At 68.7% G+C, this 14,841-nt stretch carries 11 protein-coding genes; 6 read left to right on the top strand and 5 right to left on the bottom strand.

What is annotated here, in order from left to right; all coding sequences use genetic code 11:
• Positions 1-17: 17 nt before the first annotated feature.
• Positions 18-1,946 carry a BCCT family transporter gene (locus BUR99_RS07980; RefSeq protein WP_084183812.1) on the top strand — a complete coding sequence of 643 codons (1,929 nt, stop codon included), beginning with the start codon at positions 18-20 and terminating at the stop codon, positions 1,944-1,946.
• Between the two features lie 24 nt (positions 1,947-1,970).
• Positions 1,971-2,999: an FUSC family protein gene (locus BUR99_RS07975; RefSeq protein WP_074259835.1), complete on the top strand. Its 1,029-nt coding sequence runs from the start codon at positions 1,971-1,973 to the stop codon at positions 2,997-2,999.
• Between the two features lie 46 nt (positions 3,000-3,045).
• On the opposite strand, the gene BUR99_RS07970 is transcribed toward BUR99_RS07975, so the two are convergent.
• From BUR99_RS07970 to BUR99_RS07950, 5 genes are all read right to left on the bottom strand, one after another.
• The gene (locus BUR99_RS07970; RefSeq protein ID WP_074259834.1) at positions 3,046-5,460 is read right to left on the bottom strand and encodes a polysaccharide lyase 8 family protein; all 2,415 of its coding nucleotides are present in this window, start codon (positions 5,458-5,460) and stop codon (positions 3,046-3,048) included.
• 77 nt (positions 5,461-5,537) lie between these two features.
• Positions 5,538-6,341, bottom strand: coding sequence for a sugar phosphate isomerase/epimerase family protein (locus BUR99_RS07965; protein ID WP_074259833.1), 804 nt, complete (start codon positions 6,339-6,341; stop codon positions 5,538-5,540).
• 107 nt (positions 6,342-6,448) lie between these two features.
• Entirely contained in the window at positions 6,449-7,363 is a 915-nt protein-coding gene (locus BUR99_RS07960) for a carbohydrate ABC transporter permease (RefSeq protein ID WP_234980790.1), read from the bottom strand.
• 8 nt (positions 7,364-7,371) lie between these two features.
• On the bottom strand, positions 7,372-8,343 hold the full coding sequence (locus BUR99_RS07955; RefSeq protein ID WP_234980789.1) for a carbohydrate ABC transporter permease: 972 nt from the start codon (positions 8,341-8,343) through the stop codon (positions 7,372-7,374).
• The gene (locus BUR99_RS07950; RefSeq protein ID WP_074259831.1) at positions 8,340-9,629 is read right to left on the bottom strand and encodes an ABC transporter substrate-binding protein; all 1,290 of its coding nucleotides are present in this window, start codon (positions 9,627-9,629) and stop codon (positions 8,340-8,342) included. The genes BUR99_RS07955 and BUR99_RS07950 overlap by 4 nt, the downstream gene beginning before the upstream one ends.
• Before the next feature lie 231 nt (positions 9,630-9,860).
• Between BUR99_RS07950 and BUR99_RS07945 the strand changes: the two genes are divergently transcribed.
• The 4 genes from BUR99_RS07945 to BUR99_RS07930 are packed head-to-tail and all read left to right on the top strand — an operon-like array spanning position 9,861 to position 14,840.
• The gene (locus BUR99_RS07945) at positions 9,861-10,985 is read left to right on the top strand and encodes a GntR family transcriptional regulator (protein WP_074259830.1); all 1,125 of its coding nucleotides are present in this window, start codon (positions 9,861-9,863) and stop codon (positions 10,983-10,985) included.
• A 20-nt stretch (positions 10,986-11,005) separates the two neighbouring features.
• A complete protein-coding gene (locus BUR99_RS07940; RefSeq protein WP_074259829.1) occupies positions 11,006-12,022 on the top strand; it encodes a Gfo/Idh/MocA family protein in 1,017 nt (338 codons plus the stop codon).
• A complete protein-coding gene (locus BUR99_RS07935) occupies positions 12,019-13,467 on the top strand; it encodes a sulfatase family protein (RefSeq protein WP_074259828.1) in 1,449 nt (482 codons plus the stop codon). Before BUR99_RS07940 ends, BUR99_RS07935 begins: the two co-directional genes overlap by 4 nt.
• Positions 13,464-14,840, top strand: a complete 1,377-nt coding sequence (locus BUR99_RS07930; protein WP_074259827.1) for a sulfatase family protein — start codon at positions 13,464-13,466, stop codon at positions 14,838-14,840. The genes BUR99_RS07935 and BUR99_RS07930 overlap by 4 nt, the downstream gene beginning before the upstream one ends.
• Position 14,841 lies beyond the last annotated feature (1 nt).

The raw sequence follows: 14,841 nt of genomic DNA, 5'->3' as shown, positions 1-14,841 counted from the left end.
CTCGATACCGTGGAGGCATGAGCGGTACGCCGAACGAGCCGACCGAGCACTCCGAACCGGGCGGATCCCCGGTACCGGCAGCGGATGCCTCGGGCACGACGGATGCCGGCGGCACGACGCCGCACCGCTCGCTCCCTCCCGTGCAGCGCTGGGTCTTCTGGCCCGCAGCGAGCGTCGTCGCCCTCTTCGTCGCCTTCGCCCTCATCTCGCCGAAGACGGCCGAGGCGATGTTCGGCTCGATCCAGACGAGCATCGTCAACACCTTCAACTGGTACTACGTGCTCATCGCGGCGTTCTTCGTGGCGTTCTGCCTGTTCGTCGGATTCAGCCGCTTCGGGGACATCAAACTCGGCCGCGACGACGACGAACCCGAGTTCTCACTGCTCTCGTGGTTCTCGCTGCTGTTCGCCGCCGGCATGGGCATCGGACTCGTCTTCTACGGGGTCAGCGAGCCCCTCAGCCACTACGTCTCCCCGCGGCCCGGTGTCATCGGCACCCCCGAGGCGCTCGCCCAGCAGGCGCTCAGCCAGACCTACCTGCACTGGGGCGTGCAGGCGTGGTCGATCTACGTCGTCGTCGGACTCGGGCTCGCCTACGCGATCCTCCGCCGGCGCCGGCCGATCTCCATCCGTTGGACGCTCGAGCCCCTGCTCGGCAAGCGCGTCGAGGGCGGCTGGGGTCACACGATCGACGTCATCGCCCTGGTCGGCACCCTCTTCGGCGTGGCCACCTCGCTGGGCCTCGGCGTGCTGCAGATCAGCGCGGGCCTCGACATCGCGGGCATCCTCGAACCGAACGTGCTCACGCAGGTCATCCTGATCCTCGTCATCTCGGTCTTCGTGCTGTGGTCGGTGCTCTCCGGGGTCACGAAGGGCATGAAGTGGCTCTCGACCGCGAACCTCGTGCTCGCCGGCATCCTCGTGCTGTACGTGCTCGTGATGGGCCCGACCGAGTACCTGCTGCGCGAGTTCGTGCAGTCGATCGGCAACTACATCCAGAACTTCGTCGGCCTCTCGTTCAACGTGAGCGCGTTCCAGGGCACCGAGGGCGAGGAGTGGCAGGCCACGTGGACCTCGTTCTACTGGGGCTGGTGGATCTCGTGGGCGCCGTTCGTCGGCATCTTCATCGCACGCGTGTCGAAGGGTCGCACCGTGCGACAGTTCGTCACGGGCGTCATCCTCGTGCCCACGCTCATCGGCATCCTCTGGTTCGCCGTGCTCGGCGGTTCGGCGCTCGCGATCGAGCTCGCCGATCCTGGAGCGCTCACCCAGCCCGACGGCACGGTCAACATCGAGGGCGCGCTCTTCGAACTGCTCACCTACATTCCCGGCACCGCGGTGCTGACGGTCGGCGTGATCCTGCTGATCACGATCTTCTTCGTCACCTCGGCCGACTCGGGCGCCCTCGTGATGGGCATGATCGCGACCGGCGGCCAGCTGAACCCCAAGCGGTGGGTGCGCACCTTCTTCACCCTGATCACGGCGCTGCTCGCGATCGCCCTGCTCCTGACCGGCGGCCTCAAGGCCCTGCAGACCGCGGCGATCCTCATCGCGCTGCCGTTCAGCATCGTCATGCTGCTGATCTGCTGGTCGACGATCATCGCGTTCACTCGCGAGCGGCGGGCGTACGCCAAGGCCGAGCGCGCGCAGTTCATCGACCACATCGGCGAGCACTACGGACTCGAGGTCGAGGAGCCGATCGAGCGCGGCCTCGTCGCGGGGCAGCCGAAGTGGGTGCGCGGGCTGCGCAAGCGACTGCGGCTCGGCACGGATGTCTCGCCGCCCCGCCGCGCCTCTCCGGCGACCCTCGCGGAGGAGAACGCCCTGCCCGACTCGGTGCCGACGGCCGACGTCGACGCGATCGTCGACCACGACCCGCTCGCCGACACCGACGACCCCGACATCCCCGAGCACGGCGAGGACGAGCCTCGCGGCATCCCGCAGTAGATGAGCGCCAGTAGCGTGGATCGCATGGGCATCACCGGCACGTTCCGCGCGTCGAGGCGCATGCCCATCCTGCAGGTCGCGAAGGCCTCGGCGGCGACGATCGCCGCCTGGCTCATCGCCGGCTGGCTGATCCCGGGGCCGCTGCCCGTCTTCGCGGCGATCGCGGCGCTGCTCGTGGTGCAGCCGAGCGTGAACCAGTCGTTCGGCAAGGCGATCGAGCGGTCGATCGGCGTGATCCTCGGGGTGCTCGTCGCCACGGCCGCGTCACTCGTCTTCGGAGCCGACAGCTGGATCATCCTCGTCACGATCGTGATCGCCATGCTCGTCGCGTGGGCGCTGAAGATGACGCCCGGCACCTCGAACCAGGTCGCGATCAGCGCGATGCTCGTGCTCGCGCTGGGCTCGTCGTCACCCGAGTACGCCGTCGACCGCATCCTCGAGACCCTCATCGGCGCCGCGATCGGCATCATCGTCAACACGCTCATCGTGCCGCCGGTCGCGGTCGCCCCGGCTCGTCGCGACCTGTCGTTGCTCGGCGGCGAGCTCGCAGCCTCCCTCGACCGGCTCGCGAGCGCGCTCGAGAGCCCGCAGACGCCCGCCGACCTGCAGCGGCTCATGGTCGAGGCCCGACTCATGCGCCCGATGCGAGATGCAGCGGATGCCTCGATCGCCACGGGTGAGGAATCGCTCACGCTCAATCCCCGCCGCTCCGCGCACCGCACCGAACTCGGCGAGATGCGCACGCTGCTCGAGCGCCTGAGCCCGATCGTCACGCAGGTGATCGGCATGACCCGGGCCTTCTTCGACCACTACGACACGGCGCTCGCCGACGAGCCCACGGTGCAGGCGATCGCCGAGCAGCTGCGCCGCGCCGCGCACGATGTGCGACTGGCCGTGCACCTCGCTGACGTCGACCCCGAGCCGCTCACCTCGGCGATCCCGGCGCTGACGTCACCGCTCGTGATCACCCCGCCGAAGTCCGGTCACTGGATCCTCATCGGCTCGCTCATGGAGGACCTGCGCCGCATTCGCGACGAGCTCGTCGACGAGTGACGGTCCGACGCGAGCGATGGTCGTGCGGCCGTCGCATCCGCGGCGCTCAACCGTGCAGGGAGAACTCGATCGCGCCTCCGGCCGTGCCCGTGGTGTCGATGGTCAGGTGCACGTCGGCGCCGGAGCGCTCCAGGCTCACGCGTGCGGCGTCGGCGCCCGTCACGCGCGCAACTCTGGTTTCGGCGATCTGCACGGCGATGCTCGACTGCACCTGCGTCGGATCGCTGATCGCCACACGTACGACGCCGGGCGTCTTGCGCACGATGAGGCAGGCGCTGCCGTCGATGCTGAGGTCGCCGACCGTGGCCGCCTTCCAGAACGTCGCCGCCGTGACCCACTTCGCAGGGCTGATCGCCTGGACGTCGGCGTCGTTCCGAAGCACGGTCACGCCTGGTCTGCGGGCCCGCGAGGCCGTGTGCGCCTGGTCCGCCCCGGGAAGCATCGCGTACGCATAGCCCGCCCCGGCGGCCGCGGCTCCGACGCCGTGCGTGTAGGCGAGTGTCGCATACTGACGACGACGGACCTCCCCCGTGCCCGCGGCCGCATTCGTGTTGTTGCGCCGCCACGTGCCCTCGCGTTCCGCGAGACCGGCGACGATCGGGGAACGGTCGAGGAAGAGGTACCCGCCGACCCCGTCGAGGTGCGCCCACCGTGGGGCATCGAACACCGACTCCTCGGCGACCGGAACGCCGTCGACGAGCAGTCGCCGCGTGGTGTCGCCGAGATTCCGGTGTTCGACGACGGTGCGCACCTCGGCTTCGCTCTGCGTCGAGACATCGCTGCCGAGGGCGACGACCATGTCGGGCAGGACGAACCACGCCTTCCTCGCCGTGAGACCGGTGCCGCCGGGTGCGACGAGGTGCATCGCTGCCACCGCGGTGCCGTCGAACGCGACTCCGCCGGTCCATTCGTTCGCGGGCGTCTGCTCACCCCATTGCCCCTCCGGGTTCCAGTCGAGCGGGGTGAGGTCCACGGTCGTCCCGGCCGGGGCGGCGAGATCGGATGTCGCCCAGAAATGGTCGTCGTAGTGGGTGTCGTCGGTCGCCAGGTAGAGGTACGTCATGCCCTGACTCGTCTTGACGCCCTCGAAGTTCTCGGCTTCGGTGCCCTCGTGCCATGCGATGCGGTTCGAGCACATGGCGATGCACATCGCCCACGAGCCGTCCTCCGCCCGGTGGACGAGCCGGTCCATGGCCGGATAGAACCGCGGCCCCGTAGCATCCGGTGCCGCCGCGACATCCGACGACATGAGGTCGGTCACGAGTGCACGTCTGACGATGTTCGTCGTCGTGGTGATCTCGGAGGCGCTGTTGCCTTCGATCCATTGCCGGCAGAGTCCGCGCCAGTGCTCGGCGGTCGCGGGATCAGCGGCTTGGGCGAGGCGGAGCGTGGCCTCGATCAGTTCGTCGCCGTTGTCGATGCTTCGCTCCGCGTACCGGGACACGGCGCGCCCCCTGACGGCGTCCATCATCTGCCCGTTGAACATGAATGGCGCGAACGAACCGTCGATGACTCCGGTGATGTTGCTGCGCGAGGGCTCGGTGATGTCGTAGGACGAGCCCGAGACGAGGGCGAACAGCTTCGCAAGCCCGCCGAGCAGCACGAGCCCGTACGTGCCCGTGTACCCGATCGTCGAGTGCTGGATGAAGGACCCGTCCTCGAAGAAGCCGTTGCCCTCGGTGACGTACTGCCAGGTGGGGCTGAGCGCGGCGACCGCGGCGCCGAGCAACTCGGGGTCGGGCTGCACGATGGAACGCACGATGATCGCCTGGCAGATGTCGACGCGGTTCGCGCCGTCGGACTCCTTGGGACCCGTCGGGTGGATCTGCATGCGGGGATCCCGATTCGGGAGGAAGTGGTCGATCGCCGCGCAGTAGGCGTCGATGGCGGACTGCTCGAGCTCGTCGTGGAGGATGGCCATGATGTTCGACAGCGGCTTCGTCGCCCCGATGAGCCACGACCACCAGTTGCCCCACCATTCGGTCTGCGGGTGGTAGATCGCCGTGTGCATGTGGTCGAGTCCCTGCGTGATCGTGCCGAGCACGGCCGCGGATGCCTCGTGCTTCGAGCCGGGAGTCGCCCAGGCGATCGCGAGCGACTCGAGTCCCGAGAAGTTCATGCGCATGGCGTTCGACTTGGCGATGTCGGTCGCGCCGATCGCCCAGTCGTGGCCCTCGAAGTAGCGCGTGCCCGTGGGGCTCACCCGGGCGAGCAGCTTGTCGACGGCGGCGTCCTGGCGCGCGATGGCATCCGCGAAAGCGCCGGGCGCAGCCTCGATCATCGTGCGGCCGGTCAGCGAATCGATCCACCGTGCGCGCAGGGCCTCGAGTTCGGGTTCGGCGAGTCCGAGGGCGGCGGTCGGGATGGGCCTCGCCCGCGTCGCGGCGAGATGAGGCACCAGCGCGGACGCGAGCGCCACGCTGCCGAGACGCAGGACGGATCGGCGTGAGGGACGGTACATGCGAGCTCCTTCGGTCGATGTCCGGAGACGCTACGAGGCCGTGTCACGAGGAATCAAGGATGACTTCGCAGGTGCGTTCATGACGACGCCGCGACACGCCCCTGGACGCGCCGCCGGTACCAGGCCGCGGCGATCGGGAGGGCCTCGTCGAGGCACGGCAGCTCGGGATGCCACGCCTTCTCCCATTCGAACGACCACCACCGATCGGGACCGACGATGGCCGCGATCTCGTCGAGCGGCAGATCTCCGTCACCGACGCCCGTGATCGTGCCGCCGATCGTGCCGTCCTTGAACTGCACGTAGTCGAGCCAGGGGGCGAGCTCGACTGCCGTGTCGGCGGGCGCCTCGCCTGCGCGCCAGGGATGGAAGACATCCCAGATCGCGCCGACCCCGTGGCCGGGCACCGCGTCGTCGAGTGCCGCCAGCATCGCTCGCAGATCGCGCCCGCGCGGGTGCGAGTCGTGGGTCTCGATGAGCACCCGCGGCCCGTCTCCACGCAGCTGCGTCGACACCTGCGCGAGGCGACGGACGGCACGACTCGCACCGTCGGCGCCCGGGCCGGCGGCTCCCGGGAAGACGCGCACGGCGTGGGCGCCGAGGTCGGCCGCGAGCTCCAGGTGGCGCAGCAGCGAACCGACGACCGCCCCATCGTCGCCCGGCTCGCAGACGCGGACGTAGCCGGCGACCGCGAGCACCCGGATGCCGGAGTCGGTGAACCCCGCGCGCACCTCCGCGCGTTGCGCGGCGCGCATCCGCACCTCGACGAGCTGCCCGTCGCCGGCGCGCAGCTCGACTCCCTCGACGCCGTTCCGGGTCGCGATCGAGACGACGTCGGCGAGGCCGACGCCGGGTGCGCCGAGTGTCGAGAAGGCGAGTGGCATCGTGAATCAGTACTCGACGGCGAGGGTGCGCATCACGTGCGCACCGAGCTGGTCGGCCATCACGAGCAGGATGTTCGGACGCGGCCGGTCCGCTCCCCCGCCCGGACTCACTTGCCCATGCCGAGCGTCAAGCCCTCCGTCAGCCTGCGGCCGAGCCAGAGGTAGATCACGAGCATCGGAATGACGACGATGCACAGCCCCGCGAACAGGCCGCCCCAGTCGGCACCGGAATAGGTCTGCTGCTGGATGAACGAGATGAGCGCGACCGGGAGCGTGTACTTCTCGGTCGACTGCAGCAGGGTGAGCGCGAGCAGGGTCTCGTTCCAGTGCGAGATCACCTGCAGCACGAACGCGGTAAGGATGCCGCCCTTGGCCAGTGGCAGCGTGATCCGCCAGAACGTCCCGAACGCGGTGAGCCCGTCGAGCGCGGCCGCCTCCTCGAGTTCGAGCGGCAGCGAGCGGAAGAAGGCGATGAGCAGGAACACCGTGAAGGGCATCGAGACGCCGACGTAGACGAGGTTCAAGCCGACCAGGCTGTCAGTGAGGTACACCTCGTTCAGCATCACGAAGAGCGGGATGACGATGACCTGCGCGGGGATGCCGAGTCCGAGCACGAAGTACACCGTGAGCGAGTTGGTCATGCGGTTCTCGACCCGCGCGAGGTAGTACGCGGCGGGTGCTGCGATCGCGACGGTCAGCAACGAGGAGACCAATGTCGTCGCGACGCTGTTCGCCGTCGCGATCGCGAAGTCGCCGACCGTCCATGCCGTCACGAAGTTGACCGGGTCGAGCGAGGTCGGCAGCCCCCATGGATCGCTCAGGATCGAGCGGGTGTCTCGGAACGCCTGGATGACCATCCAGACCATCCACGCGATGTTGAGCACCACGAAGGCCCAGAGCAGCACCAGGCCGATTCCGCGCAGCAGGCTGCGTTCGTGGCCGATCGCCGCGCCGCGGCGGCGGCGGCCCCGCGCAGCTTCGGGAACGGTCATGACGCGGGTCGCAAGTTCAGTGGTCGTCATCGTCACTCCTAGAACTCGACGGCTTCGCGCTTCATGACCCTGCGAAGAAGCAGGACCAGCACGGAGACGAGGGCGAGCGAGAGCACGGCGGATGCCGTAGCTGCGCCGTAGGCGGGAACCGACTCGCCGGAGAACGCGGTCACGTAGGTGTACACCGCGGTGGTCCACGTCTGCGTCGGCGGCATGCCCTGGCCGGTGGATCCGCCGAACACCCAGACGATCTCGAAGATCTTCACCGAGGAGATCGTCCACAGCACGGCGCAGGTGCCGAACACGTCCCAGGTGAGCGGCAGGATGACGTAGCGGAGTCGTTGGAAGGCGTTCGCGCCGGCGAGGGCGCAGTCCTCGTAGTAGTACGGCGGGATGCGGTCGACCCCGGCCATGAGGATCGTCGTGAAGTACCCGGTGGTGATCCAGGTCATCATGACCATGATGAGGGGGAACAGGTTGTCCTGCGAGAGCCAGGCGGGCGGGTCCTCGACGCCGAGACCGCCGAGCATGGTGTTCACCAGGCCGGCGGGATTGAAGATGAATCCTGCGAGCACGCCGAAGATCATCGCGTTCACGAGGTGGGGGAAGAAGATCACCGAGCGGGCGATCTTCTTGCCCGCCATGTCGCGCAGCACGAGCGTGAGCCCGAAGGCGATGACGAAGATGGCGATGCCGACGACGAAGAGCAGCAGCAGCGTGTTGAGGAACGACTGGATGAACAGCTTGTCCGAGAAGAGCCGGACGTAATTGCCGAATCCGACGAACTCCATCGGGCCTGCGCCGGCCCACTTGTTGAAGCTGATCCACACGGCGTAGAGCGCCGGCCCGACGAACAGCACGGTGTAGAGCAGGAACGCCGGCCCGACGAAGGGGACGAACAGCCGCTTCCTGCCCCGATCGACGGCGTTGCCGCCGGGACGCACCACCGATTCGGCGGCGGGTCCGGCGACCGGGCTGCGCGGAGGCGTCCTGATCTCGGTCTGCGTCACGAGTTCTGCTTCCAGTAGTCGACCTGACCCGACTTCATCAGCTCGATGAACTCGGCTGCGGAGACCTTGCCGAGCACGAGTTGGTCGATGGCGGGCCAGAGCAGCTTCTCGGTGTACCCGGGGAAGCTGATGCCGTCGTTCTGCTGGAAGTACCCGTCGGCGGCGTCGAGGGCTTCCTTCACGGTCGTCATCTCGGGGCTGACTGCCGCGTCGGCGCGGATCGGAAGGATCTTCGCGTCCGTGCCGAGCGCGTTCTGGTATTCCTCGCCGAGGAAGTAGGCGGCGAGCGCCTGGGCGTTCTCGGCGTTCTTCGCCTTGGCGGGAACGGCGAATCCGACGAAGTCGGCGCGCTGGGCCGTGTTGCCGCCGTCGAGGTGCGGGAAGGGGAACGAGGAGTACTCGAAGCCGTCTGCCGCGTACGGACCGGTCTCGGTGGGGATCCAGGTGCCGTTGAACAGCAGGGCCGCCTGGTTGTCGGCCCATGCCTGCTGCTGCGCGGGCCACTTGCTGGCGTTGAAGCCGTCGATGAAGTATCCCCCGTCGACGAGCTGCTCGACCATCTCCGCGGCCTCCAGCGCCTCGGGCCGGTCCCAGCCCTCACCGGTCGGATCGGTGGCGATCTCCTTGAGCGAGCCGGGGCCGGCCGTTCGGACGATCGCGGCGGTGAACCAGTAGGCGTTGTACCCCGAGACGTCGCCGTCGATCGCGAGCGGCGCCTCTCCGTCGGCCTTCAGCTGGTCGAGGGTGTCGATGAAGTCGTCCCACGTCGCCGGCGGGTTCTCGACGAGCTCGGGGTGGGCTGCGGCGTTGTACCAGATGGCGTCGCTCGTGAGCGAATACGGCAGCATCCACGGGGCGTCGCCGCCGTCGACCGACAGCTCGTCGGCATCGAGGTAGGCACTCGGGATGAGGTCGGCGACGGTGCTGCCATCGACTTCGGCGTCGTATGCCTCGGTCAGCGACTTCGCCTGGCCCGTCTCTGCCAGGATCGGGGCCAGTTTCGCGAACGATCCGTCGACGAGGTCGGGCACCTTGTTGGTGTTCAGCGTCGGCACGACCTTCTTCACGTTGTCGCGACCCTGCCACTGGACGTTGACGGTGATCCCCGTCTCGTCCTCGAAGTCGGCGATCGCAGCGGCGACGACCTTCTGCTGCGCCTCGCCCTCCTTCCACATCGACCAGTAGGTCAGGGCGTCGCTCGAGCCCGCTTGCGAGGCGCATCCGCTCGCAGTCACGGCAAGCACGCCGCCGACGAGGAGGGCAGACATCTTTCGGATCTTCGCCATTGGTTCACCTTTCAACGTCGAGAGTGGCGGCTTCGCCCCTCGGTCGCTCGACTCTCACAAGGGCTCAAGTGAGTATTCAAGGAGTAATCCCAAGAAAACTCTCTCAGCGATTCCGCCGATCCCCGATTCGGGCGGGAGAGCTGCGCAGAGCACACCCGAGAAGCTCACGAAGTACTGCTTTATTTCTCTCTTTTCTGAGAACAGAATCGTAGAAGTGCGAGAGGGGGGCGGATGCCGTCGAAGCGTGGGACCGCGATTCGCGATGCCGAATCGAAGGGATTGAAGTTCGAGGTGCTCGCCGACGAACTACGGCGCGGCATCATCGCCGGCACCTGGACTGCGGGTCAGAAGCTCCCGACGGAGCAGCACCTCTCGGCAGAGACCGGGCTCTCCATCACCACCGTCCGACGCGCGTTCGACGAACTCGTGTCGCAGGGCATCGTGGTGCGCCGCCAGGGCGCAGGCAGCTTCGTCGCCCCCAGGCGCCCGCGCGAGCAGCGAACGCGTCGCCGCGTCGGCGTCCTCCTTCCCGACACGCAGCTCTACTATCCACGCGTACTGCAGGGCATCGAGGAATCCCTCTCGGCGGCCGGCGCCTCACTGCAGCTCTCGACCTACCGGTACGACCCGCTGCTCGAAGACCGGGGCATCGAGTTCCTGCTCGAAACGGGCGTCGAGGGGCTGCTGCTCGTGCCGACGCTGACCGGACTCGACGATCCCGTCGCACGCGCGCAGCGACTCATGGAGCTGCCGGTTCCGGTCGTGCTCCTCGAGCGCAGCCTCATCGACTCCGGTCCCGGCGACCGCACCGAGCACGTGTGCTCGGATCACCAGGGCGGCGCCTACGACGCTGTCCGACACCTCGCAGGGCTCGGCCACGGGCGGGTGGCGCTCCTGACCCGCGAACGTACCCCGACGGCGCCCGCGGTGGTGCTCGGATACCGCCGCGCGGTCGCGGATCTCGGACTCGTCGGCGGCCTCGAGTTCGCTCAGGGCAAGGCCGAGTGGGAGTCGGACTCCGCAGAGTCGGCCTTCGACGCCGTGCGCGGATTCGAGGCCACGGCCGCGCTGGTCTTCGGCGATCGCGAAGCGACCCTGCTCGAGGGCGCGATTCGTCGCGGCGGACTCACCGTGCCCGACGACATCGCGCTCGTCTCGTACGACGACGAGACGGCCGACCTCGCCGAAGTGCCGCTCACCGCTGTCGCGCCGCCGAAGTACCGCATCGGCCGGATGGCCGCCGACGTGCTGATCCGCAGGCTCGTCGAGGGCGACGACTGCCCCATTCACCAGATCCGTCTCCGACCTCGCCTCGTCATTCGCCGCTCATGCGGCGCGATGACGGCCGAACTCTGACGGCACCCAATAGGAGGAACATGCGCATCGGACTGATCGGGGCGGGAGCAGTCGCCGGGTACCACATCGGAGCGACCGACAGCATCGTCGGTGCTGAGGTGACTGCCGTCTGCGACCTCGACGAATCGACCGCACGGCGTGCGGCGTCTCTCGCCCGCGACGCCGCCGTCTTCACGGACTACCGCGTGATGATCGATCGCGCCGACCTCGACGCCGTCATCGTCAACACCCCGCACTCACTGCATCTGCCGATGACCGTCGAGGCGGCACGGGCCGGCCTCCATGTGCTCGTGGAGAAGCCGATGGCGACCAGCGTCGCCGACTGCGACACGATGGCGGCCGAGAGCGCGGCGGCGGGAGTCGCCCTCGCCGTAGGCCATATCCAGCACTTCCTCCCCGACAAGGTCGCCGCCCACGAGCTCATCGCCTCCGGCGAGGTGGGTGACGTCCTGATGGTCCGCGACCACCGCAGCACCGACTACCGGCCGGGATCGCGACCGGGCTGGTTCTTCTCACCCGAGGTCGCCGGTGGAGGCGCGCTGTTCAACATCGGAGGTCACTGCCTCGACCGTTCCGTCTGGTTCGGCGGAGCGCGTGCGGTCGAGGTGTCCGCGTCGACGGTACGCCGCTTCGACTCTCCCGTCGAGACTGACGGTTCCATCTCCCTGCGCCTCGAGAACGGCGTCGGCGTGAGCATCGCCGTGCTCAGCGACCCGCCTGGCCGGAACGACAACCTCGCGATCGTCTGCGAACGCGGAGTCATCGAAGCCGACCCGCGTGCCGGCACGTCGGTGCAGATCGACGGGCATCGACGAATGGTGCACGAGCCCGGGCACGATGACATCCAGCACGCCTTCACCGCGCAGCTCCGAGACTTCATCGCCGTCGTCGGCGGTGCGGCCCCGACCGTCCCGCTGGAACACGCTCGCCATGTGGTGCAGCTCGTGCTCGAGAGCTACCGTTCTGCAGCGACGGGGGCCGCGGTCCGCGTGCCGGAGGGCGCCGACGTGATCGCGGCGGGCGTCGCGGGCCGATGAGCTCGACGACGCGCCGCCCGAACCTCGTCGTGATCATGAGCGACGACCAGGGCCCGTGGGCGCTCGGCTGCGCCGGCAACGATGAGATCCGGACCCCGGTGCTCGATGGCCTCGCCGCCCGGGGAACCCGACTGAGCAGGTTCTTCTGCGCCTCGCCCGTGTGCTCGCCCGCGAGGGCGAGCCTGCTCACCGGCCAGCCGCCCTCAACCCACGGTGTGCACGACTACCTCGACGGCCCGCACGCGGGCGCGGCGAGCGTCGACTACCTCGCCGGGATGCCGACGTTCACCGACTCCTTGGCCGATGCCGGCTACCGCCTCGGGCTGTCGGGCAAGTGGCATCTGGGTCGGAGCGACGTGCCGCGAACCGGATTCGTGCACTGGTTCGCGCTGCACGGCGGCGGCAGCCCATACGGGCAGGCGCTGATGTACCGCGAGGCGATGCCCGAAGCGGTCGAGGGATACCTCACCGACGTCATCGCCGACGACGCGACCGCCTTCATCGACGCCGAGCACGACCGCGACGAGCCGTTCTTCCTCGCCGTCAATTTCACCGCACCGCACAAGCCGTTCGCGGGCCAGCATCCATCGGAGTTCACCGATGTGTATCGCGACTGCGCATTCGAATCGTGCCCGCAGGGTGAGCCGCACCCGTGGCAGCCCATGGTCGACGGGGCTCCGATCGGCGGCGAGGCCGACACGCGCGAAGCCCTCATCGGGTACTTCGCGGCGGTCACCGCCATGGATGCGGCGATCGGGCGGATCGTCGCGGCGATCGACCGGCACGACCTCGGCGAGGAGACGATCGTCGTCTTCACGAGCGACAACGGATTCAACTGCGGCCACCACGGCATCTGGGGCAAGGGCAACGGCACGTTCCCGCAGAACATGTACGACGAGTCCGTGATGGTGCCGTTCATCGTCAGCGGGCCGGGCGTGACCGGCACGGGGACGGTGGCCGAGCAGCTGACGTCGGCGTACGACCTGCCTGCGACCCTGCTCGAACTCGTCGGCCTCGATCCCGCACCGTTCGAGCTCGGGCCGGGCCGGAGCTTCGCGGCACTCCTCCGCGGCTATGACCGAGAAGAACGCGACGTCGTCGTCCACAACGAATACGGCCCCGTCCGGATGATCCGCTCGACGGATCGCAAGTACGTCCACCGTCACCCGTTCGGGCCCCACGAGTTCTACGACCTGAGCGCAGACCCCGGCGAACGGGAGAACCTCGTCGACGCGCCCGAGCGCGCAGGGGAAGTCGCGCAGCTGCGTCGGCGCCTGCATCGCTGGTTCACCGAGCACGCCACGCGCGATGCCGACGGCTCCGCGCTGCCCGTCTACGGGGCCGGGCAGCTGTCCCCGCTCGGCGACGACCCGCTCGGAGCCTTCGCGCCACCGGGATGGGATGCCTCTCCCGACGACCGACGATCCGCTGCGACGCCGGCATGACCGGCGCCCGCCCGAACATCCTGCTCGTGGTCTCCGATGACCACGGCTACGCCGACCGTTCAGCGCTCGGCACGCCCGGGGTCAGCACACCGGCACTCGACCGGCTCGCCGCCGAGGGCACGACCTTCTCCGATGCCTACGTGACAGCGCCGATCTGCTCGCCTTCCAGGGCCGGGATCATCACAGGCCGCTACCAGCAGCGATGGGGGGCCACCTGGTTCGACTCCTCCGACATCGGAGCATCGCCGACGATCGCCGAACGGCTGCGGGAGGCCGGGTACGCCACGGGCTACTTCGGCAAGGTCCACTACGGCGGCGAGGGGGCAGGCGATCGCGGGACGCCGCCGGAGCACGGCTTCGACGAGTCCTTCTACGGACTCGCCGGCCAGTCCATGGGACGGCTGCACTACCTGCACCATTCGGACGCGGCCGTCGCCGAGCTCGGCGAGGCGGCGGAGGCGATGGCGGTGCAGCCGTTCTGGTCGGGGAAGGAGCCCCTGGAGTTCGAGGGCTTCACGACGGACGAGATCGCCGATCGCGCCCTCGAGTTCATCGAGCAGCCGCGAGATGATCCGTTCTTCGCCATGGTCGCCTTCAACGCTGTCCACAACTTCTGCTGGCAGCTTCCCGAGGAGGAGCTCTCGGCGCGAGGCCTTCCCGCATTCGACGACTGGCACCCCGGTGCCGGCGAGTACCTCGACTGGTACGACGGCGCGATCAGCCCGGCCCTGCCCGACGGACGCGGCTACTACCTGGCCCAGCTCGAGCTGATGGATCGCCAGATCGGTCGTATGCTCGACCGGCTCGACGAGCTCGGAGTGGCGGACGACACGATCGTCGTGTACCTCACCGACAACGGAGGGTCCCGCTGCAACTTCGGCGACAATGGCGACCTCAGGGGCACGAAGTACACCCTGTGGGAGGGCGGCATCCGGGTTCCCTTCATCGTGCGCTGGCCGGGGATCGCCGGTGCCGAACGGACGAATCCGGCACTCGTCAGTTCGCTCGACCTGGCCGCGACCTTCGAAGCCGCCGCCGGGCTGCCACCGGATCCGCGACTCGACGGGCAGGATCTCCGGATCCCGCTGACCGGCGCCGCACAGAACCGCACGCTGCACTGGCACTCCGGTTGGCAGTGGGCGGTGCGACACGATCGCTGGAAGCTCTCGTGGTGCGACGCGGCGTCCCCGACGGCGGGCTACGTTCGCGCCGTCGAGCACAGCGAACCCGGTGACGGCCTCATGCTCTGCGACCTGGAGATCGACCCGGGCGAGCGGGTGGACGTGGCGGAGCAGAATCCCGAGCTCGTCGAACGCCTACTCGCACTGCAGGCCCGGTGGTGCACCGAGATCGGCCTCGACGACCGATCCTGAG

Origin of the sequence: Agromyces cerinus subsp. cerinus (assembly GCF_900142065.1) — a bacterium.
GTDB lineage: Bacteria > Actinomycetota > Actinomycetes > Actinomycetales > Microbacteriaceae > Agromyces > Agromyces cerinus.
This window is presented reverse-complemented; position numbering and strand designations above follow the sequence as displayed.

Bases quoted from the DNA above. Each gene is read 5' to 3' on its own strand.
- BUR99_RS07980 (WP_084183812.1), top strand. From the start codon at position 18: ATGAGCGGTACGCCGAACGAGCCGACCGAGCACTCCGAACCGGGCGGA.
- BUR99_RS07975 (WP_074259835.1), top strand. From the start codon at position 1,971: ATGGGCATCACCGGCACGTTCCGCGCGTCGAGGCGCATGCCCATCCTG.
- BUR99_RS07970 (WP_074259834.1), bottom strand. From the start codon at position 5,460: ATGTACCGTCCCTCACGCCGATCCGTCCTGCGTCTCGGCAGCGTGGCG.
- BUR99_RS07965 (WP_074259833.1), bottom strand. From the start codon at position 6,341: ATGCCACTCGCCTTCTCGACACTCGGCGCACCCGGCGTCGGCCTCGCC.
- BUR99_RS07960 (WP_234980790.1), bottom strand. From the start codon at position 7,363: ATGACGACCACTGAACTTGCGACCCGCGTCATGACCGTTCCCGAAGCT.
- BUR99_RS07950 (WP_074259831.1), bottom strand. From the start codon at position 9,629: ATGGCGAAGATCCGAAAGATGTCTGCCCTCCTCGTCGGCGGCGTGCTT.
- BUR99_RS07945 (WP_074259830.1), top strand. From the start codon at position 9,861: ATGCCGTCGAAGCGTGGGACCGCGATTCGCGATGCCGAATCGAAGGGA.
- BUR99_RS07940 (WP_074259829.1), top strand. From the start codon at position 11,006: ATGCGCATCGGACTGATCGGGGCGGGAGCAGTCGCCGGGTACCACATC.
- BUR99_RS07935 (WP_074259828.1), top strand. From the start codon at position 12,019: ATGAGCTCGACGACGCGCCGCCCGAACCTCGTCGTGATCATGAGCGAC.
- BUR99_RS07930 (WP_074259827.1), top strand. From the start codon at position 13,464: ATGACCGGCGCCCGCCCGAACATCCTGCTCGTGGTCTCCGATGACCAC.